Genomic DNA, 24,804 nt, shown 5'->3' on the forward strand with positions numbered 1-24,804 from the left:
CAATTACAGCAGTCCTGCCTGGGTCATCAGTTCGACGGCTTTCTTGCTGTCGAGCTTCGATGCGTCGACTTTTGGCGCGTCCAGATCCTTCAACGGCACCAGTTTGGCGTTGGATGCTGCGTCCTTGCCCACGGCGTATTCAAAGGAGTTGCCGGTGCGCAAAACTTCCTGGCCCTGCTTGCCAGTGATGTACTGGAGGAATTTCTGAGCCTCGTCCTTGTGCTTGCTGGACGCCAGCACGCCACCGCCGGAAATGCTCACGAACGCGCCCGGGTCCTGATGCTTGAAGTAGTGCAGGGCGGTGTTCTTGCTGTTTTCGCCGGTCTTGGACTGATCGACGAAGTAGTAATAGTGATAGATCACGCCGCTGTCGATCTGCCCGGCATTGACCGCTTTGAGCACGGAGCTGTTGCCACGGTAGGCGGTGAAGTTGGCTTTCATGCCCTTGAGCCATTCAAGGGTGGCGGCTTCGCCTTTCTGTTCCAGCACGGCGGCAACGATGGCCTGGAAATCCGCACCGGCAGGCGAGGCGGCCCAGCGGCCTTTCCAGGCAGGGGAGGCGAGGTCCGTCAGGGATTTTGGCAGGTCTTTTTCCGCCAGTTTCGCCGGGTTATAGACGAATACGGTGGAGCGAGCGGCGATGCCGACCCATTGGCCGTGCGCCGGACGATAGGCTGCGCCCACTTGTTCAAGGGTGGCCGGTGCTACCGGGGCGAACAGCTTGGCATTGTCCACCAGCACCATCGCCGGGGAGTTTTCCGTCAGGAACACGTCTGCCGGAGAAGACGCACCTTCCTGCACGATCTGGTTGCCCATTTCCGTGTCGTCGCCGTTACGGATCGTGACCGGGATCCCGGTTTCTTCGGTGAAGCCGGCGACCCACGCCTTGGTCAGGGTTTCATGCTGGGCGTTGTAGACCACGATACCAACCGAGTCGGCGGCAAACACCTGGCCGGCAGCCAGCAGCGCCGTCGCCAGAGCAGCGTGCTTCAGAAAGGACGGAATGGATGAACTCATGACGGGGCAGCTCCTGTTTTTTAGACGTTATGGGCAACCGTTCGCGAGGAAATTTCAATGCGAATGATTTGCATATGTTGGCTGGCTGGCAATGTAGAGAGGCAAATGAGAAAAAAACGTCAAACAAACCGTTAATACATGTCATTGCCATTCAGGTTAGCAGTCACTTGGCGGGGACGCCGGGCGAACCCGGCGTTGTCTTTCAGGAGCCTTGGGGGAGGTAGGCGACGCTTTGATCTTCGCGTCCGTGGAACACTTGTTCGCCGCGGGTCGGGGTGGTGGTGATGACTTGATGGTCGCGACCGAGCTGCTCGAGTGGCACCGGATCGCCGGTGCGGTACTGGGCGACAAAGATGGTCCGTTGCGGATCCCAATGCCGGCCGCTGGTGCGCTCCAGCCACTCGAACATCGCGGCGGCATCACCATCACGAGGGAAGTCCCGGGTTTCCGGCACGTAGTAGAACGGTGCACCGCCAGTCTGCAGGTACATCGGCACTTTGTTGTCCACCTCGACCATGACCATGTGCCACTGACTCAATGGCGCCTTTTGGCTGGCTTGCAGGCGCACGGTCTCGCCGAAACGGATCGCGCCGCCGCCGCTGTTGGTCCACGGGTAAAGCACGCCGAGAATACCGAGCAGCAGGACGGTAGCCACGCCGAAACCGATTTTCAGGCCACGCCCGCCGAACGGGCTTTCGGCATTGCGCGCAGCCATGCGCCGGGTGATCCACCAGGCCCCGAGCAGTTGTGCGAACGGTACCAGCGGCAGCACGTAGTAACTGCGCCGACTGCCGCTGGCGGTGAAGAACAGCATCAACAACCCCAGGCCCTGAATCAGCCAGCGGGTGTCCGGTTCGATGTGTTTCCAGTTCCGCGCGGCAACCCACAGGGCGATGATCCAGCACGGCGCCCAGGGCAGGGTATACACCGGCAGGTACAACAAATAGGTGTAGATCGGGCCGATGTTGTCGAACGGCTGGAAGAACCGCACGACGTTTTCCCTCAGCACCAATCCCAGGCCGCTTTCCCCGTAGTTCGGCGCACCGTAGAGATGGGACAGCAGGAATGGCGTCATATAGAACGCCCCGGCCACCAGCAGCGCCCCGAGCAGGCGCAGGTTGAGATGACGCTTCCAGCGGCCTTCATTCAGCAGGTGTGGCAACAGCACCAGCCCCGGCAGGATGAAGCCGATCAGGCCTTTGAACAGCGAGGTCAGGGCCAGCAAGCCGCAAAACACCACGTAGCGCGAAAACCGGGTGTCTTCCGGCCCGCGCCAGTACCACCAGACTGCCGCCAACACGCCGCACACGGTCAGGATGTCAGCCGTGGCGACCCGTGCCCAGAACACGAAATAGAACGTGGTCGCCAGCATCCACCCGGCGATCAGGCCGGTGCCTTTTCGAAACAGGCGCTCGCCCAGCAGGTACACCAGCCAGACGCTCAACCACGCGGACACCACCGAAGACAGGCGCAACGACCAGTGATCCAGGCCACCGGTCAGCCAGGCGGTTGCGGTGATCAGCCAATACGACAACAACGGTTTGTCGTAGTAGGGATCGCCCTTGAGGTACGGGTCGAAGTAATCGCCGCTTTGCAGCATCTGCAACGCGATGTTGGCCCAGCGGGTTTCTGCGCCCCAGAGCTCGCGGCTGCCCAGGCCGAGCAGCAACATCAGGGCGCTGGCGGCCAGCAGGAGCAGCAGGGCGCCCCGTTCATTGTTGCGCAAGGTCATGGCTGGCTCTGCGCAAAGATGAAGATCTGCAGATTGCCGCGACGGTAGTGCTTGCCGTCCACCGGCAGCAATTCGACTTCCTGCTCTTCCTGGGTACTGTTGACGCGTAAGACCACACCGACCGCGCCTTTTTTCCGCGCATCGGTCATCCATTGGCCGACGTTTTCCATGGTGACTTTACGCGCCGCCATGGCCGGGTCTTCGAGGCCGTACTTGAGTTCACCGATCGTGTTGAACAGATCCACTTGCGGCCGCTTCAAACGCCACGACAGCGCCGAGGCCGCGCCCAGGTCGTTGCTCAGCAAGGATGAGGTTTCACCCAGTTCCTGTTGATGCTCGGCAATGAACTGGTCAGGCATCTTGCTGTTGACGATCTGTGCCGGCATGGCCGCAGGCAGCAGCGCCACCAGCAGACCGATGCCCAGCGCCGGCATCGCCCATAACGTCAGTGGTCGCAACACCTGCAAGGCGTTGGCGATGATCCAGCCCACCAGCACGATGTACACCAGCGACAGGCTGAACATCTCGGTGTTTTCGTAGATTTCCTTGGTCGCTTGCAGATAAAGCAGCGCCACCAGCGCAGCGCTGGCGATGACGGTATTGATCACGCCGTTCAGGCGCAGGACGCGGCCACTGTGCTGATCCAGCCAGTTGATCACGGTCTGTCCCATCAAGAGTGCGATTGGAAGCAGGCACGGCATGATGTAGGTCGGCAGTTTGCCGCTGCTCAGGCTGAAAAAGGCCAGCGGCAACAGGAACCACAGCGCCAGGTAAGCGGTTTTCGCCTCACGCTTTTCACGCCAGGTGCGCAGGAGCGTCGAAGGCAGCAGCACGGCCCACGGCAGGGTGGAGGCAAACAGCAACGGCAGGTAGAACCACCACGGGCGAGCATGTTGCGCGGCATCGCCGGCGGCAAAGCGACGGATGTGTTCGTGCCAGAAGAAGAACCGCCAGAAGTCAGGTTCCCGGTAATGAACAGCCAACACCCACGGCAGGCTGATCAGCACGCAAACCACCACGGCGACCAGTCCGTAGCGCACCAGTTCGCCGAAGCGACGTTGCCAGATCATGTAGGGCAGGGCGATCAGTACCGGCAGCAGCAAGGCCAGAAAGCCCTTGGTCATCAGGCCCATGCCGCACGCCACACCCAGCAGCGCCCAGCCACCCAGGCGAGCGCGGGGCGTGCGGCTGTCGATGGCAAACCACACGGCAACCATGCTCAGGTTGACCCACAAGGTGAACTGCGGATCGAGGTTGGCATAACCGGCCTGACCGGCAATCAGCCCGAAACTCATATAAAGCAGGGCGCTCGCGGCGCTGATGCGCGGGTTGTTCCAGAGCCGGCGGGCCATCAGGTAAGTCAGCCAGACGCTGGCACCGGTACTCAGCGCCGAAGCGATACGCACGCCGAACAGGTTGTCACCGAAAATCGCCTGACCGATCGCAATCATCCAGTAACCGGCGATCGGCTTCTCGAAATAGCGGATGCCCATGAAGTGCGGGGCCACCCAGTTGCCGCTGAGCAGCATTTCCTGGCTGATCTGGCCGTAGCGGGTTTCATCGGGGATCCACAGGCCGTGAGTCATCAACGGCAGCAGGTAAAACACCACGAAAGCCAGAATCAGGCCGGGGATGGCCAAGCGGTCGAAAGTCGTGGTTGGGGGAAAATGACGGGCAGCGTGTCGCAGCGGGTTGTTTTCAGACGTCATGACAGAGCCTTGGTACCGAACGAAGTTCTTGTGTCGATGACCTGCCCGGCGCGTTCCTGAGCGGGCGTGTCATCGTGTTGAATGAATGCAGGTGTCGGGCGTTTCCTGTATCCAGAGAACTGTCGTACCTCCAGGCCGAAGTTCTCGCGATAAAGCCAAGCTTAAAAAAAACAGTTGTCCAGTAAGTCGGGGGCAGATACATGTCTCATTACAAATTAATGAAATCAGCGCTGGTTAGTTGAAAAAAAGTTCAGCTTTGCCGGCCCGATCCAACTAAAGCATTAATGATTTTTGAGTTGGGACCAGGCGTCGGCATTCATGATGCCCAGCACTTTAAGTTGCCCCTTGTCATCGATGCGTACGAACAGGGTGCTGCCGTAATCGGCGGCGATTGCGTGGGGGAAACCGGTCTGTTTTTCAAAGTCGCTGATGCAGCCGCTGTGGGTGACCAGTACCAGATTGTGTTGCGCCATCTTGTGCGCCACCACGTCGTTGCGCAGTGAAGAACCACAGGACTCAAGCCAGATCTGGGCTGTGGCGTCCTGCCCGAACATGGCACGCGCCGTTTGCACGGTACGCGTCAGCGGGCTGGTGAACACCTGAGCCTGCTGCATGCCCAGTGCCACGAAGCCTTTGCCCACCAGCGCTGCAGAGTCGTTGCCGGCCTTGGTGATGCCGTCGGCCGGGCCCAGGCAAAGATTGTCGGAACGGTCGCAACGTTCGGCATGACGCACCAGAGCAACGACTTCGCCGGCCTGCCAGGCCTTGGTCAAATCAGCCTTGGCCGCATGGCCGGCCTGGCCCAGATCGATGGGCGAGCGGGTCATCCAGACGAAGCCGCTGACCAACGCAATGACCAGCAACGAACCGATGATGGTCAGCAGTCTTCCAAGTCGCAGCGTCCGGCGTTGTTTATATGTCGCTGTTAATTGCATCTGTCGCTCCACGGCATGCCCCTTGACGTCGCAGGCGAGATCGGCCGGCGATTTAACCAACTTTTATAGTTGTGAACTTGAATATTGGCTGAACATTACGTTTGTGCACGTTGGGGGGCAGTGAAGAACATGTGAAAAATTTGCGAGAGTTGAAACTGCACAATTAATCGGGTGTTTGATAACCAGACTCAAATACCCTTTTTTTACCGGCCTGGCTTAACAAATGTTTATGTTTGCGGTGAAGCTGCGCAGGTTCGGTCAATGTCGCGGCGCTCGCCTGTTTTTGACCGCGAAGTCTGAAATCAGCAGTGGAGTCATCGACCCGAATGGACCTCAAGCAAAGCCTGACGAAACGGATCGTCATCGTGTTCGCTTTGATGAGCGCCCTGGTCGCCGGGGTGTTTGCGCTGGGCATCGTTGCCGCCGTGCATGTGGTCGAACACAAACTGGCCACCAGCACCCTGAGTGGCGGCCTGCACCGGTTGCTGGCGATGGATGACATCAATCGCTGGAGTCATCAGCCGGAAAAGAGTGAGTTGTTTTTCTTCGAAGGCGGGCCCGGGCCCATGGCACTGATTCCGTCACTGGCCGCGCTGTCACCCGGATTCCAGGAAATCATGTTCAACGGCGACGATTTTTTCGCGATGGTCGAGGTGGTCGGCGGGCGCAAATACGTGCTGCTGCGTGATCAGGAAAGCCTCGAACAACGTGAGCGGTTGCTGTTCATCGTGGTCACGGTCGGGTTTCTCCTGAGCATCCTGCTGGCGATCATGCTCGGTCGGCTGTTGGCGCGGCGCGTGATGGCGCCGGTCATTCGTCTGGCTCGCCAGGTTCGCCACCGCGATCAGCTGTTGGTGCTGGCGCCCCCGCTGCACCCGGACTATGCGGCGGATGAAGTGGGAGAGCTGGCGTTGTCGTTCGATCAGACACTGGGGCGTTTGCGCGAAACCCTGAGCCGCGAAAAACTGTTCACCAGCGATGTCAGCCATGAACTGCGCACGCCGTTGATGGTGCTGGGCGGCTCCTGCGAATTGTTGCTCGCCAATCCGTCGCTGGATCCCCGTTCGACAGCACAGGTCAATCGTATCGCCCGGGCCAGCCACGAGATGCGCCAACTGGTCGATACCTTCCTGATGCTGGCTCGCGCCGAGGATGATGCCGGCAATGATATTTGCGTCACGCTCAAGGAAGTTGCCGATGCTCAGTGCGAGATCTGGGGCCGACTGATTCGCGAAAAAGGGCTGGAGTTTTTCTACGACGTGGATCAGCCCTGCATGGAACGCTTCAACCTGACGTTTCTGCAATCGGTGATGGGTAACCTGCTGCGCAATGCCTGGCATTACACCGATCGGGGTTTTGTCCGATTGACCGTGACGGCAAACGGTTTTGTCGTGGAAGACAGTGGCATCGGCATTCCGGAAGAACAGCGCCAGGCCGTATTTCAGCCCTTCGTGCGCGGTGACGAAGGTCGGGGAGAGGGGCTTGGATTGGGGTTGTCGCTGGTGCAGCGGATCTGCAAGCGACAGCAATGGCAGGTGAACCTGAGTACGGGCGAATCCAACGGTTGCCGCTTCAGCGTGAAGTTGAGCCCTGCCTCTCAGGACGCCGGCGGACAGCCCCGTCCATTGCCCGCCGCCTGAGTGATCTGCGCAGCCAGTCGCTTGACGTTGTTCTGTTGTGCAATCACCAGTTCATTGATGCTCGGCCCGGACGGCATTTGCAGGACTGAACGGCAGGTGAGCAGCCCATTGTCGGATTCACCGGTTGCGCGCAGTCGCCATTTGGCGTCGATCAGCGCGTATTGCCCGGGAAGCGAATCAAAACGTTGCACGTCGATGCGCACCGAGACTTTGCGTGACCCGCCGGCATTGCTCAGTTGATCCACCAGCGCACTGCGCAACTCATCGGCCAGGCTGGCGCCCCACCATTCGGTTTCCAGAATCGCCAGGCCACTGTTGCCCTGGCGGATGACGATCTGCGGCCGGTCGACCTGCGGCGGCACGCTGATGCCTTCAATGGCAATGTCCGAGCCCGATCTGCCGGCCGCCGGTTGTGCCGGGGTCAGGGTATGAAAGCTGATCGGGTCGCTGCGACAGGCACCCAGCAGCAGGCACGCAGCGAGCACGGTGAACTTCAGCGGTAAAGCCATGGGACAGCTCCTGTGCTCAATTGCGCGGCGGTCCTTTGAGATCCAGCGGCGCGGCGTTGTCGGGGCGACCGCGAATCAGCGATTCCGGATGACGGCCCAGGTAATCCGACAGTTCACGCAACGAGCGCGACATGCGCCCGAGTTCGTCGAGGGTCTGGGTCAGTTGCTCGCGTTGCGGCGAGTCTTCGGCCAGGGTCGAGCTGGCCGATTGCAGGGTCTTGCTCACGTCCGCCAGGGTGCTCTGAACACCGGGCAGGGTCTTGGCGTTGAATTGGGTCAGGCCTTTGCGCAGCTCCACCAGATTGCTGTCGAGATTGCCGGCGATGCGCTCCACCGGCAGCTTGTTGAGTTTGTCGACCATGGCTTCGAGTTTTTCCTGCAACTGTTCGAGGCTGCCGGGGACGGTCGGAACGCTGATCGGGCGAGCGGTGGGGTCAAACGCGACTTTTTCGGCTTTGGGGAAGAAGTCCAAAGCGATGTACAGCTGACCCGTGAGAAGGTTGCCGCTGCGGGCCTGGGCGCGCAGGCCGTTGTCGATGAAGGTGCCGATCAGACGCACGCCGGCGGCTTCGTCGTCCGGGTTGTGGTTGAGCACCTTGAGCATCTTTTCGTGGGCCCGTCCCAGACGTTGCGGGTAGATCACGATGCCGACGTTGAGCGGGAAGCTGCGTTTTTTCTCGTCGAAGTCGAGGTTGATGCTGACCACCCGGCCGATCTCCATACCGAGGAATTCCACCGGAGCATCGACCTTGAGACCGCGCAGCGACTGATCGAAACGCAGGCTCAGGTACTGCGGTTTGCCGTTGGGCGGGGCGAGGGCGGTCATCTGGTCTTCGAACAGATCGAAGGACTTTTCATCCGCCGCGGCGACATCGTTGGGGCTGTAATCGGGTGCGCGGAAGGCGATGCCACCGACCAGCAAGGTCGACAACGATTCGGTTTTCACCGCAAAACCATTGGCACCGACGTTCACGTCAATGCCGCTGGCGTTCCAGAAACGGGTGTTTTCCGTGACGTAGGCATCGTTCGGCGCGTGAATGAACACTTCGATATTCACCCCTTTGCCGTCGGGGTCCAGGGCATAGGCCACCACCTGGCCGACCGGGATCTTGCGGTAGTAGACGGGGGAGCCGATGTCCAGCGAACCCAGATCCGAGGCGTGCAGGTTGAAGCGCCTGCCCGGTTCGCCATAGGTGATCGGGGGCGGGTTTTCCAGGCCTTTGAAATACTTGGCGCGATCGTTCGATTGGCCGATATCGGCACCAATGTAATCGCCAGACAGCAGGGTATCGATGCCCGACACGCCACCCGCGCCGATACGCGGGCGTACCACCCAGAATTGCGAGTCTTCGCGGGTGAAAGTTTCGGCCTGTTTGGACAGCTTGATCGTGGCGTTGACGCTCTTCTGGTCGTCGCTCAGTTCGACATCCGAGACCTGGCCGACCACCACGTTGCGGTATTTGACTTCGGTCTTGTTGGCGGTCAGACCGCTGCCGGTCTTGAAGGTGACGACGATCGTCGGGCCTTCCTGCATCAGGTTGTGCACCACCAGCGAAATGCCCACCAGCACGGCGACAATCGGCACGATCCACACCAGCGAAATGCTGAAACGCCGGGTCTTGATCGGTGCCTGGCCGGGTGCTCGCGGTTGATCGGCGGCTGACGACTCCATCCATGACCTCCAGAGTGTGTTGGGCACTGAGCGTCAGGAACGCAAAAGCACTTCATCAATATAGAAGTGCTTTGCGATAGAGCAAATGTGCAGGTCGCTTCAAGCCGCGAGGTTCAGCCGAGCATTTCCCGCAGGCGATACCAGAACATGCCCAATGCCAACAACGGCGAGCGCAGCGCCGGGCCGCCGGGGAAGGTCATGTGCGGCACGCCGCTGAACACGTCCATGCCCTGGCTGTGGCCGGCGTGAATCGCTTCGCCCAGCAATTTGGCGCACCAGTGCGTGACGTTCAGGCCATGGCCGGAATAGCCCTGGGCGTAGAACACGTTCGGGTGCTGCTTGAGGCGTCCGACCTGCGGGAAGCGGTTGGCGGTGATGCCGATCTTGCCGCCCCATTGATAGTCGATGCGCACATCCGCCAGTTGCGGGAACACCTTGAGCATCTTCGGTCGCATGTACGCGGCAATATCCGCCGGATCCTTCCCGGAGTAATGGCAGGCACCGCCAAACAGCAGACGCCGATCCGCCGAAAGCCGGTAATAGTCGAGGCCGACCTTCTGGTCGCAGAGCGCCAGATTCTGCGGGATCAGTTCGGCGGCGCGTTCCTTGGACAAGGGTTCGGTGGCGATGATGTAGCTGCCGGCGGGCAGGACCTTACCGCTGAGTTGTTGCTCGAGTTCGTCCAGATGCGCGTTGCAACCGAGCACCAGGCTGCCGGCGCGTACCGTGCCCGAAGCGCAGCGCACTTGTACCGTCGCACCGTGGATGATTTCCAGCACCGGGCTCTGCTCGAAGATCCGCACCCCGAGCGAAGCTGCCAGCCGCGCTTCGCCCTGAACCAGATCGAGCGGGTGCAGATGGCCCGATCCCATGTCGATCAGGCCACCCTTGTAGACACCGGCGTTGACCACTTGCCGACGAATATCTTCGGGGCCGACCAGACGTGTTTCGTGGGCATAACCCGAGGCTGCGAGACTGTCCTGTTCGGCCTTGAACGCCTCGAATTGCGCCGTGGTGTTGGCCAGTTCGCAGAAGCCCCAGCGCAGGTCGCACTCGATGGCGTTGTCGCCGATGCGCCGGCGCACCAGTTCCACCGAGTCGACGCCGGCCTGTTGCAGGTAGCGCACGCCTTCTGCGCCGACATGGCGGGCGAAGCCCTCGACTTCATGGCCGATGCCACGGATCAACTGGCCGCCGTTGCGCCCGCTGGCGCCCCAACCGATGCGCCGGCCTTCGAGCAGCACCACCGAGAGACCGCGCTGGGCCAGCTCGATGGCGGTGTTGACGCCGGTGAAGCCGCCGCCGATCACGCAGACATCGGCGTTCAGGTCTGCTTCAAGCGTTGGGTAGGGTGTGCTCGCCCGGGCCGATGCAGCGTAATAGGAGCGGGCGTGTTCCTGGGTGTACTGATTCATTTGTTCGACTTCACTTTGCTCCAGGAACGGGTCATCAGACGCATGATCGACTGGGGCGGGGTGGTGGAAATGTAGAGTTTGTCGAGCACGTCCTGGGGCGGATAAACCTCAGGATTGCTGACCAGTGCGACGTCCATGTATTGCTTGGCCGGCGGGTTCGGGTTGGCATAGCCGACCGAGGCGCTGACCTTGGCGATCACTTGCGGATCAAGCAGGTAATTGATGAAGGCGTGGGCTTCTTTGGTGTTGCCGGCATCGGCGGGAATCGCCAGCAGGTCGAACCACAGGTTCGCGCCTTCCTTGGGAATCGCATAGGCGATGTTCACGCCGTTGTTTGCTTCCTTGGCGCGGTTGGCGGCCTGGAACACGTCGCCGGAGTAACCAAAGGCCACGCAGATGTCGCCGTTGGCCAGGTCCGACACATACTTCGAAGAGTGGAAGTAGGTGATGTACGGGCGGATGCTCAGCAGCTTGGCTTCGGCTTTCTTGAAGTCCTCAGGGTTTTCGCTGCGCGGGTCCATGCCCATGTAATTGAGGATCGCCGGGAACACTTCGTCGGCCGAGTCCATCATCGACACGCCGCACTGGGTGAGTTTTTTCAGGTTCTCCGGCTCGAACAGCACGGCCCAGGAATCGATGTGGTCGATGCCCAGCACCTGTTTGACCTTGTCGACGTTGTAGCCGATGCCGTTGGTGCCCCACAGGTACGGCACCGAGTGCTCGTTACCCGGATCGTTTTTCTCGAGCAGGGCCAGCAGTTTCGGGTCGAGGTTCTTCCAGTTCGGCAATTGCGAACGATCCAGCTTGAGGAACGCCCCGGCCTTCACCTGACGGGCCAGGAAGTGGTTGGACGGTACCACCACGTCGTAACCGGTGCGACCGGCGAGCAGTTTGCCTTCGAGGGTTTCGTTGGAGTCGAAGACGTCGTAGATCACCTTGATTCCGCTGCCGGCCTGGAAGTCGGCGAGGGTGGTCGGGCCGATGTAATCGGTCCAGTTGTAGACGCTGACCTGGGGTTGGGCCTGGGCACCTGCGCTGCACGCCAATGCCAGGGCGGCGGGGATCAGGGATTTCAACAGACGCATATCGACACCTCTTCGAATTATTGGATTTTTCAGGCGACTCTTGCTGATCGTTCCCACGCTCCGCGTGGGAATGCCTCAATGGACGCTCCGCGTCCGCTGCGTGGGAACGATCGTGGGTTTGGTTTTTGTCGTTTAAATCAGACGCTCAGCAACAGGAACTCACGCTCCCAGGAGCTGATCACGCGCTTGAAGTTTTCATGCTCGGCACGTTTCACCGCCACGTAGCCGCGCACGAACTTGCTGCCCAGATACTCGGCGACGGTGTCGCACTCTTCCATCTGGGTCAGGGCTTCTTCGATGGTGATCGGCAGGCGCAGGTTGCGGCGCTCATAGGCGCGGCCTTCGACGGCGGCACTTGGCTCGATGCCCTCGACCATGCCGATGTAACCGCACAGCAGGCTCGCGGCAATCGCCAGGTACGGGTTGGCGTCAGCGCCGGGCAGGCGGTTTTCCACGCGCATCGCTTCAGGGCCGGAGGTTGGAACCCGCAGGCCGACGGTGCGGTTTTCTTCGCCCCATTCGACGTTGACCGGTGCCGAGGTGTCCGGCAGGAAGCGACGGAACGAGTTCACGTTGGGCGCGAACATTGGCAGCACTTTCGGGATGAATTTCTGCAGACCGCCGATGTGATGGCGGAACAGATCGCTCATGGTGCCGTCGGCATTGGCGAAAATCGGTTTGCCGGTGGCGATTTCCACCACGCTCTGGTGCAAGTGCATGGCGCTGCCAGGCTCATCGCCAATCGGTTTGGCCATGAACGTTGCGGTGACGTTGTGCTTGAGCGCGGCTTCGCGCAGGGTGCGCTTGAACACGGTGATCTGGTCGGCCAGATCCAGGGCGTCGCCGTGACGGAAGTTGATTTCCATCTGCGCCGGGCCGTCTTCGTGGATCAGCGTGTCCAGGTCCAGGCCTTGCAGTTCGCACCAGTCGTAGACGTCTTCGAACAGCGGATCGAATTCGTTGGCCGCATCGATGGAGAACGACTGCCGACCGCTTTCGGCGCGACCGGAACGGCCCAGCGGTGCCTTCAACGGCAAGTCCGGGTCTTCGCAACGCTGGGTCAGGTAGAACTCCATTTCCGGCGCGACAATCGGCTTCCAGCCCTTGTCGGTGTACAGCTGCAAGACTTTCTTCAGCACGTTGCGCGGCGACAGTTCGATCGGGTTGCCGAACTTGTCGAAGGTGTCGTGGATCACAATGGCCGTCGGTTCGATGGCCCATGGCACCACGTACACCGCATCGCTCACCGGTTTGCAGACCATGTCGATGTCGGCCGGGTCGAGCAGGTCGTAGTAGATGTCGTCGTCGACAAAATCCCCGGTTACCGTTTGCAGCAGCACACTTTCCGGCAGGCGCATGCCTCGCTCATGCAGGAACTTGTTGGTCGGTGCAATTTTGCCGCGGGCGATGCCGGTCAGGTCGCTGACCACGCATTCCACTTCGGTAATCTTGTGATCTTTCAGCCACGTGAACAGCTGATCGAAAGGGGCATTCATAAAGACCTCGTCGTTGGTTTTATTGACGCGGGGGAAGTGCGATTTCATCTTTCGCAGGCTTCCCCTGTGGCGCGTTGACGACTATCTTGGGCGGGCCTTGCCGTTCCATCTATCCACTTTAAGCAGCACCAAAGCGCACCAAAAGAGTGCGCAAGGTCTCCCATGACAACGTGTAATCCGCTACAGGTTCAAGCTTTCAACACCGCCGATGTCGCCGAACAGGTTCGCGCCACACCGGGCTGGGTCCAGCATTACCAACAGATGTCGCCGGGGCATTTCGCCGGGCGAATCCGCTATCTGGACTTGCAAGGCGTGGAGGTCTACGAAGAACAGATGAACACCCGGGTCGAGCAGAATTTCAGTGCGCCTTCGGGGTCTTTGGCGTTCTGTTTCGATCGCAGTGACAACGCGCTGTATCTGCTGAACGAAGAGAGCCGCAACATCTGGATCACCCCGGAGAACTACCAGGAAATCGCCGTGGTGTTCGGCCCCGAATTCGTGCGCCGCAACGGCCTGGACGTGGCCCGGCTGGAAGGTTTGTTCATGGCGCCGCTCAACGGCGCGCAGAACGCGCTGTTCAGTCGCTGGTTAAGCTCGACCCTCACGAAGTTGTCGCAAACCCTTGATCAACCAAGCAAAGAAGCACTGACCCAACAGTTGCTGGAGGACTGCCTGTTCATCCTCGACAACGCTTGCGTGTGCCTCGACAGCGGCGGTTTGCAGCGCCGCGCGGAAGAGCGCACGACCATGAAACGGGTGGGGGAATGGGCGGCGGATTCGCCGGAGGAAACCCTCAATCTGCTGGAACTGTCCCAGGTCGCCGGCGTTTCGTTGCGGCAACTGCAGCAGACCTTCAAGGCCTACACGGGGATGTCACCGACCCAGTGGTTGCGCCTGCGCCGGCTCAACAGTGCCCGCCGGGAGTTACTCAAGGGAGCGGCTTCAGGCACCACGGTGGCCGAAGTGGCGATGAACTGGTCGTTCTGGCATCTGGGGCGGTTTTCCAACAGCTATCGGGCGCTGTTCAATGAACTTCCCAGTGAGACGCTCAAGCGATCGAGCAAATAAAGCGCACTATGAAATGTGCGCTTTATTGCGTTGAGTACGGATTGCCGTGTGTTTAACGGCCCGAAAGTAACCGTTGTCTGTAAGACCCTTCCGGCGTCTGTTGCTCGATGTTTCATGTGTACGATTATTCTGATTTAAATCAATGAAAATCAAAGACTTGCGAAGGTTTTATCGAATCGTTCTGTTTCTCCTGCTCCTTCAGAAAAGTCATCTAGCGTTCTGCGGACCGGTGCAATGGTTGCACCGGCCGTATGAATAGAGGCATTCAAGATGGCTGTTCCATTGAAAGAGTCGGAAAGCAGTAACAACCTGCCGCAAGCGGTACTTCATCTTATCTCCGGGCAATATCCGGGCGTTGCACGCGATGCCGGGTTATTGACCCGAGAAGATGTGATCAAGATCAAGCAGTACGTGAAAAAGGGCCTGTCGCTGCCCGGCGACCTGCCGGAAGTCGAGTCGTACCTCAAGTACAAGAAGATCGATGTCGCAGGTCTGGAGCCGGCCGACATCCAGGTGCTGTTCAAAAAGATCCGCATTCACGCCGCCAGTTGGGATGCGGTTGAAACCAAGATCCTTCAGCAGAGCAGCGATCTGGCGGCGGCGGCGAAAAACATCGTCAGCAGCGGCGGGGAAATCATATCCGTGATCAAGGAAATGCCGATCATGGAGCGCGTCAGGACCACCTTCGGACAAATGACCGGGAATGATCTGGCCGGTATCACGTACACGTCGGACGACGGCGAAGTGGCCTCGGCAGTGACTGAAATCATCAAGCTGATGAAGGTCGACATTCAGCGCCAGCAAGGTGCGACGCGGGAACTCAAGGATCGCATCTCCAACTTCAAGATCGAACTGTCCGGTGGTGATTTGTCGACCGGCAAGCGGGTGTTCGGCCTGCAGTCGGAAGTGAAGGGCAAATACGACCTGATGGAACGCAACAACCTGGTGGAGTCGATCGCCAGCACCCAACAGACCATCAAGGAAAAGAAGGAGCGGATCACCCAGCTGGACAAGGACTACGACTATTACGTCGGCATGTCGTTCTCCGGCGTGCTGCCGATCTTCTGGCCGATTTCCGGTTCGATCTTCGGCCCCAAGGCCGAGACCGCGCGCAAGGAGCGCAATGCTCTGAAGGCCGAGGTCGATGCGCTGGAAGAGAGCGTTAGCGGCAAGCAAAGCCTGCAGAGCGCCATCGAGAGTTCGATGTCGAATTTCGGTGATATCGGCATTCGCATGGCCGGCGCGGAAGCCGCGCTGAACATCCTCAACACCATGTGGCAAACCATGCTCAGCAAGATCGATGCCTCGGCGCAGCAGTTCGAGCGCATCAACGATGCCTTGCGCCTGACCACGTTCGTGGCCGAGTTCGCGCTGGTGATCGACCCGTGGCGTGATGTGAAAAGCACCGCCGGGGAGTTGCTGGCAACTTTCAATGCCGCCCTGGATGAATACAAGAAATCATTCAACTGATTGCCCATTCGCTTTGAGGATTATTGCCATGAACGGCGTTACACCCATCAATACCCCGCATATCCCGACGGTCGACGTGAAGAGCATCGTGCAGACCATTCGCGACATTTCGACCCTGGCGCGTTTTCGCAATGTTCATTCCGACGTGCTGCAAGAGCGCGCGCAACAAGTCGCCGCGTATTTGAACAACACCGATCAGACCCTGCGCGAAGCGTTTCCGGTTCTGTTGACCGCATTGAGCAACGCGTCCGGGGACAGCTATTTCTCGGCGCTCGAAGAATTGCGCGACACCCTCGGCCGGGATGACCTGACGACCGAAGACCGGACCTTGCTCAACGCTGAAATCCGCAATATCAAAGGGATCGTCGAGGCGATGTTCGAACGTGTGGAGGCTCGGTTTACAGAGTGCGCGCAGCGTCTGGACAACGATGTGCGCAGTGTCTACAGCGTCGAAATCGGTGAGCGCGCCAATGAGCCGTTGAGCGTTGCCAAACAGCGCAAGGCACGGATCCTGGCGCATCTGGATGAACACTGCCGGAGCAAGGCGACCTGTGTGGAGCAACGCGACACCCTGGTCAAGGCTCAGGAGGTGATTCGCGAGTTCAATCTGGCCGAGATGTACAAGAATGCGATCCCGTCGGGCAAGGTGCTCGACAGCATCGACATGGCCAACCCGAAGAAAGAGGCGGTGAAGCAGGGCATCGAACTGGTGCGCAAAGTGCTGGGCGTGGTGTCCGAGGGCATCAAGTACAGCGAGTTGGCGACTGCGCGCAACAATCTGGACAAGGAAATCCAGAGCATTTCCCAGGCAATGAATGCGCTCAATACCGATCTGCAAGCGGCAGAGGATGTGCTGTCGGATGCCAGTGCGATCGTCGAGATCAGCCGTCAGCGGCGGGTCGCGGGTGAAGAGATCACCGCAGTGGCCAATGTCTGGAAAGGCTTTGCCTTGGCACTTGAGCGCCTGAAGAACAGCGACTACTCGCGCAGCGATCTGTCTTCGCTGATCAATCGGTACAAGACGCACCTGGTCACGCTGAGTGCGGATTACAACGCCCTCATGATCAACTGAGGGCCGGGCGCAGTCGGTCAAGCGACGGGCTGCGCCTGCTTCAGACCCCATTTCTGAGCAGTTGGCTGAACGCCTCCAGCTCACTTTTCTCGACATCGGAAACCAGCACGAAACGCATGTGACCGGCCTGCCAGGAAATCACGTTGAAGCCGCGAATCGTCTGGCTCTGCGACGGTTTGTCGGCGTCCGTTGTCGGCAGGATAAACACATTGATGATGTGTTTGGCGCGGCCGTAACTCAGGGCAGCGGTGGTCTGGTGTTGCAGGTAATCGAGCCGTCCGCCGAGCAGTGGAAAGCCTTGCGCCGAGTAGTCGACGACGGGTGGTGAGAAGTCGAGTTTACCGGTGAACCAGGGTTTTACGGTGTGGCGATCCGACGACACCACATCGTTCAGGTGCTGGCCCATCAACGAGCGCACGTGGCTGGAGACGGCTTCGTCCATCAACGGTTGTTCGCTGCCCGGCGTTGTCACGTAAAGCACCATCGCCAAGGCCAGGGCCGCTGCGGAAAATGCCGGGGCGAACCATTTTCGCCAGCGTTCGAACGGGCTCGGCGATGCAGGCGCAACGGCGGCCAACACGCTGGCCGCCAGTGATGGCGGCGCGGAGTAATACGGCGCATGGCGTTTCACGCTGACCTTCAGTAATTTGGCCTCATCATGCAGCCGCGCACAGTCAGCGCATGTGGCCAGATGCGTAGCGACATCCGCAGCCATCGCCGGATCAAGTTCCTGATCCAGGTAGCCATGCAGTTGTGTCTGGCAAACCGTGCAGTGGAGTTCATTCATGATCGTGCAACTTCAGTAGTTCCAGCTTGAGCATGGCACGCGCCCGGGCCAGTCTCGACATGACGGTGCCGATGGGAATATCGACCACCAGGGCGATGTCCTTGTAGGGCATGTCTTCGAGTTCCTTGAGCACAATGACCTCGCGAAACGCCGGCGGCAAGGCGCTCAGTGCCTGCTGGAGCAACGCCGCGTTTTCCGTGTGAATGGCCAGCAGTTCCGGGCTCTGGCTGTGGCTCAGTGCGCCGCCGCTATCGCTGCTATCGCCGGTTTCGTCATCGATAGCGACCCAGTGGCGTCCGGCCGAGGCTTTGAGCCAGGTGTAGCTTTCGTTGCGCACGATGGTCAGGAACCAGGCCTTGGCGTTGCCATCGGCAAAACGCTGCAAAAACCTGAAGGCGCGCAGGGCGCTTTCCTGCACGACGTCCCGTGCAGCGCTGTCGTTGCCTGTGATCCAGCGCGCGAGGTTGTAAGCCGCGTCCAGGTGCGGCGCAATCAGTTCCTCAAATCGATTCATAGTGGTTTCCGCACCGTCACACCCCTATAACCGTGATGCGTCGTGTTTTATTCCCTGAAAAGAATTTGTTTTGCAGCGTGGAATAAACGTTCGCCCCGCGTGGTTCTACCTGGTGTCAGCTACATCACTGTAGTCCGCCAGCGAGGACATCCCCATGGACAATCAAGCAAAACATCCACTGCGCACCGACGGCTTGCTGCACAACCCCGACCGGCGAACGCTGCTCAAATGCTCGGCGTGGGCCGGGGCCGGGGTCCTCTGGGCATTGAGCGGCGGCATTCCCAGAGCGTTTGCGATGGATGAGGCGGGTAACGTCACCGACCCCAAGGCGTTGGCCAGCACCTTTCATTTCGTGCAGATCAGCGATTCGCACATCGGCTTCAACAAGGAAGCCAATCCGGAACCGGTGAAAACGCTGCAAGTGGCGATCGACAAGGTCATCGCACTGCCGAAACGGCCGTCGCTGATCCTGCACACCGGCGACATCACGCACCTGTCCAAGGCCGAGGAGTTCGATACGGCGGCGCAGGTGCTCAAAGGCCTGCCGTCTACCGTGCATTACATCCCCGGTGAACACGACACCCTCGACGAGGGCGGCGGCAAGCTCTATCTGGAACGTTACGGCAAGGGCACCAAAGGCAACGGCTGGTACAGCTTCGATGATCATGGCGTGCATTTCATCGCGCTGGTCAATGTCTTCAACTTTCAGGCCGGCCATGAAGCCACGCTCGGCGCCGATCAACTGGCGTGGCTGGCTGATGATCTGCGCGCGGTTTCGACCAGTACGCCCGTCGTCGTGTTCACCCACATTCCGCTGTGGACGATCTATCAGCCATGGGGCTGGGGCACCGAGGATGGCGATCAGGCGATTGCGATGTTGCGCAAATACGGCTCGGTGACGGTGTTGAACGGCCACATCCATCAGGTCATCCAGAAGGTCGAAGGCAACATCACCTTCCACACCGCCCGTGGCACGGCGTATCCACAACCGGCACCGGGCGCGGCGCCGTCTCCGGGGCCGATGACCGTGGCAGCCGATCAGTTGCGCAACTATCTGGGGATCACCGATGTGCGTGCGACACAAGGCGATCATCCGCTGGCGCTGATCGATTCGACACTGGTCTAGGGGAGGGCAGCCAGATGAAAACGCGATTTTTGGCGGTGGTGTGCCTGATGCTGTCGATGCCGGCGTGGGCGCAGGAGGTGAAGGTCGATATCAAGGAGTTCATGTTCGGCCCCAAGGACCTGACCGTGGCCGTGGGCACCAAGGTGACGTGGGTGAATGACGATCAGATCCCGCATACGGTGGCAGAGACCCACAAGGTGTTTCGCTCGGGGGCGCTGGACACCAATGACAGTTTTTCCTGGGTGTTCAACACGCCGGGCGAGTTCGAGTATTTCTGCGTGCTGCATCCGCAGATGATCGGGAAGATAGTGGTGACTCAGTAAACAGAGGGCGCGGCTTCAATGAGGCCGCGCCCTTTTTTCTGTTTTCAGAGCTGCACCCGACGCAGTCTGCCGCTCAACGCAACTACCTTGTTATCCGGCGTGGGCAGCGGGCGCCCCGTCAAACCCATCCCTTCGCTCACCAGCACCGCGTCCTGCACCAGACAGAGGTTGGACGGAGTATCCAGGTCGCGGGCGAGTACGGTTACTTCGCTCGTTTGCAGATCGCAGCTCAACAGTCGCCCGCTGAACCGGGTGAACCCGCCATGCAGGGTTTCGCCATTCCAGTCAGGCGGCAAAGGTTGTTGAAGACGACTGCAAAGCTCCAGCACCAAGACGTTTCCTTGCGGACACAGCGCGAGTCCGGTGGGCAGTTGCAGGCCGCGAATCAGCACTTCGATCCGGCCGGTGTCGGGCCAGACCCGGATCACCTGGCCGGCCTGATCATCAAAGTCGATGCCTTTGCGGCTCGGGTCGCTTTGCAGCTCTCCGGAGAACAGGCTGATCAGCACGGCGTCCGTCGCCGGTTCGTGCACCAGCGTGACGGGGACGGCTTCCTGGCCCATGTCCAGATCGGGCAACTGCACCAGCACCTGTTCATCCTCACCGGTGCTGAACTCCACCAACTGATTGGTATCGGGTTTGACGGCCAGCCAACTGCGGCGAGTCGGGTGATAACACAGCGCATTCAGATTGCCCCGGCTGTGAAACACCGGCTCGGGCGGGGTGTATTGCAGGTCCAGCAGTTTCGAGCCCTCGACATAGTCGGTCTGGCTGACCAGGCAGCGCCCGTCACCGCAGGCGATGTCCGACAGCCCCATGATTTCATCGCGCAGCATGCGGGCCTGCATGTTCATGGCGCGGAAACCTTGCGCCAGTGTTTCAGGGGCGAGATACGCGCCGGGCTTGAGCAGGTTAGGTCGCAGTCGGCTGATGCGACCGCTGAATGTCTGGTCCGGCAGGCCTGAACCGGCTTCGACCAGCAGCAGGCTGCCGTCGGCTTGCACGCAGGCGCCGCGAGGGTTCAGCAGGCCTTCGGCGATGATGGTGCTCGGGCGCAGGGTCTCGCGGGGGCGCGCAGGAATATGAACAGTCATAGGTTTCTCTCCATGGGCTGATGGACGCGATTACTGCGGCGGTTGCCACGGCTCGCCCGTGAGATAGGCCCGCAGCAGTGCCCGCTGACAGGGCGACATCGAGCGCACCACGGGCATGAACAGCGTGGTGCCTTTGTAGGCATCCGAGGTTCGGGCGAGGATCGGGTTCTTCGCGCCCATGATCGCGTCGGGCTGGTTCAGCGGGATGTAGCGAGACATGGCCGGGAATGCCAGGTAGTGAAAGCGCAGAACGTTCGGATACATCAGTTGCCAGGTGATGGTGGTGCCCCTGGGGATGCCGAAGTCGGTCTGGGCGTATTTGCGGAAGTTGGTGAAATACGTGCCGCTTTCCTGACCGTTGACGGTGTAGGTCAGGGCGACGAAACCGGCGAAGGGAGCTGCTGCGGGTTTTACGTTGACGGAGAAAGTGACGGCCAATTGACCGGGGCTCACCGTCAACGCCGGGGGGAAATAAAGGAAGTCGCAGTACCGCTGTTGCGTGTAATACGGTCCCGAGGGCGCGGCGGTGAGATCGATTTCAGTTGTCCTGGTCACCGCAGCACCCAGATACCGGACCTGCAGCGTAATCGACAGGCCCTGTGGGTAGTCCTCGGTATAGACACTGCGTTGATCGGCATAGATCCGATAGACGGACTCTGTTGCCTGCAACGTAGTCCCGGCGACCGTGCCGGGGGCATTGATGGCCAGCGCTGAGGATCTGACCGCAGACTGCTGAGTTGTATTGAGAGGCACATCGACAATGCCGCCATACACGTAATAATCGAGCAGGGGACTGCTGGTCGGATCGAGTGTAGTCAGGGTGGTCTCACCGGCTGCCAGGGTCACAGGACCGTAATTCCCGTTAGGTCCGATAGGGCTGGTGATGTCATCCCTGACGACTCTGAACGTCTCTTTCGGAATGATGTTGACCATGTCGACGCTCAGCATTTGCGCGTTGCTCAGGTCGGCGTAGCCGGTGCCGCCGGTGTCCTGATTGACAATCTGACGGCCCGCCTGGCAGTTCAGCGGCTCATTGGCGAACGCCGGAGCCAATGTACCGATGACCCGGCCAATGCTCGGGTTCGGGGTGTCTCTGCCGGCGGCATAATCGGCTTGCAGCTGGGGCGTGGTCATCGTCGGGCACATTTCGAACATCACGAAGCGCAGGACGATACCGGTGGCCCCCGGCGCCTGGATGATCGATCGCAAGCCGCTGCTGTTCTGGTTCCAGCTGACAATACTGCTCAGGGGAAAGGTCAGCTGGAAGGTGCCACTGATACGGCAAGAGCCGGGTGAATCCATCTCACTCGGCAGTGGCTGCAGCACCCGCATGCCGAGATCCAGACTGCTGCAAACCGTATTGGCGCGAATCAGCAATTGGATGTTGTTACTGCCACCGATTTGCAGACCACCGACAAATATCTGGGTGGTGGTGGTCGAGGTGGGGTCGAGATCCACCATCATCGGGCCCGATACCGGCCCTTGTCCGGTCACCGGGTCCACAGAACCCAGCAGATAGACCGGCTGGCCCACCATATCCCCGGTGGTACTGACGCTGCCGGGGCTGCCCTGGGAACTGATCAGCGCGTTTTGCATGTCGACGACATGCTGCCCGTAATGATTCCAGCCGCCGGCGGTGTAGTAGTCGCCCGTGGGCGCATTGATCATGTTGTTCAACTGATCGTCGGTGTAAGACTGGGCCCCCGCTGCGAGGGTCGAGGTGGTCAGGTCGAAGATCGGCCAGTTGTCATCGCCGTTATAAGGAATGGTGGGTGAATTGTTCGGCAGGCTGACATCCGTGCGGATACCACCCCAGAAATTCAGTCGCGGGCCATTGAGGATGCTCATGATTTATTTCCCGTCCTTGATGGTTTTGCCGAGTGGCGAATTGGCGAATTTGAACAGATAGGAGTAATCGGACTTGTAAGGACTCTTGACTGGTGTCGCCATGGAGTGACAGTTCATGCAACTGCTGTTGGGCTGGATGTAGCTTTCCATGGTCACGTTGGCCGACAGTGCCGGCGTCGGCTGACCCAGCGGGTTGCCGGGGTTGTCGGGCATCAGCGGGCGTTGGGTGGTGATGAGCTGGTAGTACTTCAACACGCTTTTTTGCAGCCCCGGGTCGGCCTGGTAACTGGCGTTGATCTGGTTGGTGATGTCGGCGATCGGGGTGACCCGGTTCAGCGGATTCGGGGTCTGGAACGTGGTGCCGGGTTTGGGCACGCAGACCTGATGCGGGCCCTGAGTCTGCCAGTCGCACGGCGACTGGTTGAGCGTCGCGGCGGGCGCAGCAGCGTTGAAGTAGGAATAGGCCGTGCCAGACGCGGGCTGATCGACCCACTGACCGTTCACCTGCACCTTCGGCGGAACGTTGTCGACCTGTTCGAAGGTCGACCAGATCCACTGCGGATAACCGTTCGCCTTGGTGATGATGTGCAGACCCACCAGCCCCAGAAACGCCTCGCTGACCCCGATCTTCTCGCCTTGGTCATTGAACCTGGCCACGCGCGCGATCATGGTCAGGTAACGGCGGGCGTTGTCACGAGGCGTGAGAATGCGCCAGCTCGATTTGATCTCGATGACGCCCCAGGGGAATTGGATGTTGTTGGCTTTGGAAACGACGTCGGCGTTATAGAAGTTGTTGCCCACGATGTAGTTGTACGAAGTCTCGTTGGCCGAGATGTCGTAGTAGGTCGGGTTCCGGGCCTGATCGATCAACCAGCCGCCGACCGCCTGATCGACGGCGTTCACCTGAGCGCTGTTTTTCAACGAGGCGATGTTGATGATGTTGAAGCTTTTTGCGATTTGCGGGGAATTCCACGGCCCGGGATTGGCGGCATTCGGCAGAAAGATTTCGCCGACGGTCTTGTAGGTCTGCCAGACGGTGTAGCCGGCCGCACCGGGCTGTTTGGTGCAGTCGGGATTGCCGCGCTGCCCGTTCTTTGCCGGCCAGCTCAAGGCGATGAACATCTGCCAGCTGTACTGATCGAATTGATCCTGTCCAGCCGTAGCGGCCGGTGCAGTACTGGGCGGCTGGCAGTTCAACTGGCTGGCCTGCGTCGATGTCATGGCTTGTTCCCTGGCCAGCACCGGCAGGCTGGCCAGACCCAGCAATATCACGGAATAACGGAATGTGGTTTTCATGGCGATCCTTCGTCGTTGATCACGGTTTACGCTGCATGAGTTTGTTCCACTGCGCTTTGTGGCCATTGCTCTGCGATTCCGGTGGCTCGAACAACTGGCAGGGCGGCGGGTTCGACGGGCACATGGCGGCGACCTGCGCCCAGGTCTTTGCCGGGTCCGGTTTGGCGATGTGAAAGTCGGTGTAGTTCTGGCTGACGATCGGCGCGTTGGCGACGCTGCTATCGCCGGAAAAGAAGAACGATTGCGGCGGCCGGTAGGGCGGTTGTCCCGACATTTTTTTGTAGAAGGCATAGCCGAACAGGATCGGACCTTGCGGCGAATCGAGATCCAGGGCGTAAGCCTGCACGCTGCCGTTGAGGTTTTTGCTGCGCTCGGCGCTGTAAGGAAGGTGTTCGATGAAGTCCTGCCGTGGCGGATGATTCATCGGGGAAAACATGCAGCAGGCCGGCATGTCTTTCGGGCGGTCTTGCGGGTAGGTCAGGAAGTACGCCTTGTTGCCCAGGGACACGAACGAGCAGGTGTAGTTGTTGTTCTTGATCGGGAAGATCGGCAGACAGTATTTCTCGTAGTGCTCCATCATCGCGCCGAAGCCGTCGCCATCCGGCGGGATGTACGTTGTGTCGTAGTAGCTGGTTCCGCGAGAGACGGTGTAGTCCGCAGGCGTCAGGGTCGAAGGTGGGTTGCTGTAGGGTGGCGGGTTCTTTTCGTAGTTGTGCATCACCCGGTACATGGTCCAGTTGCTGATCCAGAACGCCGGGAAGAACGGATCGGAGGGCTCGCCGGGAAGACGCGTGGCGATGCAGTTGCCATTCTGCTCATTACACCCTTCGGTGTTGTGCACCCCCATGGTGAAGTACACGGCGCCGGTGTCCTGGGCAAATACAGGCGGACTGAACAGCAGGATCAGCAGCAACAGACGATTCAAGAGGCTGACTTTCATGGGTCACTCCTTGGCAAAGCGCACGGCGGGAGCGAACTCCCGCAGTGGCTCATCTT

Annotated in this window: 21 protein-coding genes; 6 read left to right on the plus strand and 15 right to left on the minus strand. The window is 59.9% G+C overall.

The window, feature by feature from the left end; all coding sequences use genetic code 11:
• Window positions 1–3: 3 nt before the first annotated feature.
• The 4 genes from AC3WRD_RS07080 to pmrG form a co-directional block, all read right to left on the minus strand.
• The gene (locus AC3WRD_RS07080) at window positions 4–1,017 is read right to left on the minus strand and encodes an iron ABC transporter substrate-binding protein (protein ID WP_096821454.1); all 1,014 of its coding nucleotides are present in this window, start codon (window positions 1,015–1,017) and stop codon (window positions 4–6) included.
• A gap of 202 nt (window positions 1,018–1,219) precedes the next feature.
• Window positions 1,220–2,749: an ArnT family glycosyltransferase gene (locus AC3WRD_RS07085; protein WP_102620026.1), complete on the minus strand. Its 1,530-nt coding sequence runs from the start codon at window positions 2,747–2,749 to the stop codon at window positions 1,220–1,222.
• On the minus strand, window positions 2,746–4,458 hold the full coding sequence (arnT, locus tag AC3WRD_RS07090; protein ID WP_102620025.1) for a lipid IV(A) 4-amino-4-deoxy-L-arabinosyltransferase: 1,713 nt from the start codon (window positions 4,456–4,458) through the stop codon (window positions 2,746–2,748). The genes AC3WRD_RS07085 and arnT overlap by 4 nt, the downstream gene beginning before the upstream one ends.
• Window positions 4,459–4,739: 281 nt before the next feature.
• On the minus strand, window positions 4,740–5,393 hold the full coding sequence (pmrG, locus tag AC3WRD_RS07095) for a lipopolysaccharide core heptose(II)-phosphate phosphatase PmrG (protein ID WP_102620024.1): 654 nt from the start codon (window positions 5,391–5,393) through the stop codon (window positions 4,740–4,742).
• A gap of 326 nt (window positions 5,394–5,719) precedes the next feature.
• Between pmrG and AC3WRD_RS07100 the strand changes: the two genes are divergently transcribed.
• Window positions 5,720–7,033 carry a sensor histidine kinase gene (locus AC3WRD_RS07100; RefSeq protein ID WP_102620023.1) on the plus strand — a complete coding sequence of 438 codons (1,314 nt, stop codon included), beginning with the start codon at window positions 5,720–5,722 and terminating at the stop codon, window positions 7,031–7,033.
• Here the strand turns inward: AC3WRD_RS07100 and AC3WRD_RS07105 are convergent.
• The 5 genes from AC3WRD_RS07105 to AC3WRD_RS07125 all read right to left on the minus strand — a co-directional run bounded on the left by AC3WRD_RS07105 (window position 6,991) and on the right by AC3WRD_RS07125 (window position 13,210).
• Complete coding sequence (locus AC3WRD_RS07105) at window positions 6,991–7,542, minus strand: PqiC family protein (protein ID WP_102620022.1); 552 nt, start codon at window positions 7,540–7,542, stop codon at window positions 6,991–6,993. The two genes, AC3WRD_RS07100 and AC3WRD_RS07105, sit on opposite strands and share 43 nt — an antisense overlap.
• A 16-nt stretch (window positions 7,543–7,558) precedes the next feature.
• Window positions 7,559–9,214: a PqiB family protein gene (locus AC3WRD_RS07110; protein WP_102620021.1), complete on the minus strand. Its 1,656-nt coding sequence runs from the start codon at window positions 9,212–9,214 to the stop codon at window positions 7,559–7,561.
• 113 nt (window positions 9,215–9,327) lie between these two features.
• Complete coding sequence (locus tag AC3WRD_RS07115) at window positions 9,328–10,629, minus strand: NAD(P)/FAD-dependent oxidoreductase (RefSeq protein WP_102620020.1); 1,302 nt, start codon at window positions 10,627–10,629, stop codon at window positions 9,328–9,330.
• Complete coding sequence (locus AC3WRD_RS07120) at window positions 10,626–11,714, minus strand: polyamine ABC transporter substrate-binding protein (protein ID WP_102620019.1); 1,089 nt, start codon at window positions 11,712–11,714, stop codon at window positions 10,626–10,628. The genes AC3WRD_RS07115 and AC3WRD_RS07120 overlap by 4 nt, the downstream gene beginning before the upstream one ends.
• 137 nt (window positions 11,715–11,851) lie before the next feature.
• Window positions 11,852–13,210, minus strand: a complete 1,359-nt coding sequence (locus tag AC3WRD_RS07125) for a glutamine synthetase family protein (protein ID WP_096821445.1) — start codon at window positions 13,208–13,210, stop codon at window positions 11,852–11,854.
• A gap of 162 nt (window positions 13,211–13,372) precedes the next feature.
• Here AC3WRD_RS07125 and AC3WRD_RS07130 point away from each other — a divergent pair, with 162 nt between their 5' ends.
• The 3 genes from AC3WRD_RS07130 to AC3WRD_RS07140 all read left to right on the plus strand — a co-directional run bounded on the left by AC3WRD_RS07130 (window position 13,373) and on the right by AC3WRD_RS07140 (window position 16,820).
• Window positions 13,373–14,278, plus strand: coding sequence for a helix-turn-helix domain-containing protein (locus AC3WRD_RS07130; RefSeq protein WP_102620018.1), 906 nt, complete (start codon window positions 13,373–13,375; stop codon window positions 14,276–14,278).
• A gap of 270 nt (window positions 14,279–14,548) precedes the next feature.
• A complete protein-coding gene (locus AC3WRD_RS07135; RefSeq protein ID WP_102620017.1) occupies window positions 14,549–15,748 on the plus strand; it encodes an alpha-xenorhabdolysin family binary toxin subunit A in 1,200 nt (399 codons plus the stop codon).
• A 28-nt stretch (window positions 15,749–15,776) separates the two neighbouring features.
• Window positions 15,777–16,820 (plus strand): alpha-xenorhabdolysin family binary toxin subunit B, encoded by a 1,044-nt coding sequence (locus AC3WRD_RS07140; RefSeq protein WP_102620016.1) that lies wholly within the window; start codon window positions 15,777–15,779, stop codon window positions 16,818–16,820.
• 40 nt (window positions 16,821–16,860) lie between these two features.
• On the opposite strand, the gene AC3WRD_RS07145 is transcribed toward AC3WRD_RS07140, so the two are convergent.
• Both AC3WRD_RS07145 and AC3WRD_RS07150 read right to left on the minus strand, forming a co-directional pair.
• Window positions 16,861–17,607: an anti-sigma factor family protein gene (locus AC3WRD_RS07145; RefSeq protein ID WP_102620015.1), complete on the minus strand. Its 747-nt coding sequence runs from the start codon at window positions 17,605–17,607 to the stop codon at window positions 16,861–16,863.
• Window positions 17,600–18,121, minus strand: coding sequence for a sigma-70 family RNA polymerase sigma factor (locus tag AC3WRD_RS07150; RefSeq protein ID WP_096821442.1), 522 nt, complete (start codon window positions 18,119–18,121; stop codon window positions 17,600–17,602). The genes AC3WRD_RS07145 and AC3WRD_RS07150 overlap by 8 nt, the downstream gene beginning before the upstream one ends.
• 154 nt (window positions 18,122–18,275) lie before the next feature.
• Here AC3WRD_RS07150 and AC3WRD_RS07155 point away from each other — a divergent pair, with 154 nt between their 5' ends.
• A complete protein-coding gene (locus AC3WRD_RS07155; protein WP_096821441.1) occupies window positions 18,276–19,247 on the plus strand; it encodes a metallophosphoesterase family protein in 972 nt (323 codons plus the stop codon).
• A gap of 14 nt (window positions 19,248–19,261) precedes the next feature.
• Window positions 19,262–19,570, plus strand: coding sequence for a cupredoxin domain-containing protein (locus tag AC3WRD_RS07160; RefSeq protein ID WP_102620014.1), 309 nt, complete (start codon window positions 19,262–19,264; stop codon window positions 19,568–19,570).
• Between the two features lie 44 nt (window positions 19,571–19,614).
• Here AC3WRD_RS07160 and AC3WRD_RS07165 read toward each other — a convergent pair whose 3' ends face one another.
• Genes AC3WRD_RS07165 through AC3WRD_RS07180 form a run of 4 tightly spaced genes read right to left on the minus strand, consistent with a single transcriptional unit; the run spans window position 19,615 to window position 24,748 of the window.
• The gene (locus AC3WRD_RS07165) at window positions 19,615–20,664 is read right to left on the minus strand and encodes a hypothetical protein (protein ID WP_102620013.1); all 1,050 of its coding nucleotides are present in this window, start codon (window positions 20,662–20,664) and stop codon (window positions 19,615–19,617) included.
• A gap of 30 nt (window positions 20,665–20,694) precedes the next feature.
• Window positions 20,695–22,512, minus strand: a complete 1,818-nt coding sequence (locus AC3WRD_RS07170; protein WP_102620012.1) for a hypothetical protein — start codon at window positions 22,510–22,512, stop codon at window positions 20,695–20,697.
• A gap of 3 nt (window positions 22,513–22,515) precedes the next feature.
• Complete coding sequence (locus AC3WRD_RS07175) at window positions 22,516–23,808, minus strand: hypothetical protein (protein WP_102620011.1); 1,293 nt, start codon at window positions 23,806–23,808, stop codon at window positions 22,516–22,518.
• A gap of 19 nt (window positions 23,809–23,827) precedes the next feature.
• Window positions 23,828–24,748: a hypothetical protein gene (locus tag AC3WRD_RS07180; protein ID WP_096821436.1), complete on the minus strand. Its 921-nt coding sequence runs from the start codon at window positions 24,746–24,748 to the stop codon at window positions 23,828–23,830.
• Window positions 24,749–24,804: the final 56 nt, after the last annotated feature.

The sequence above is a fragment of the Pseudomonas sp. FW215-R2 genome (assembly GCF_058789255.1).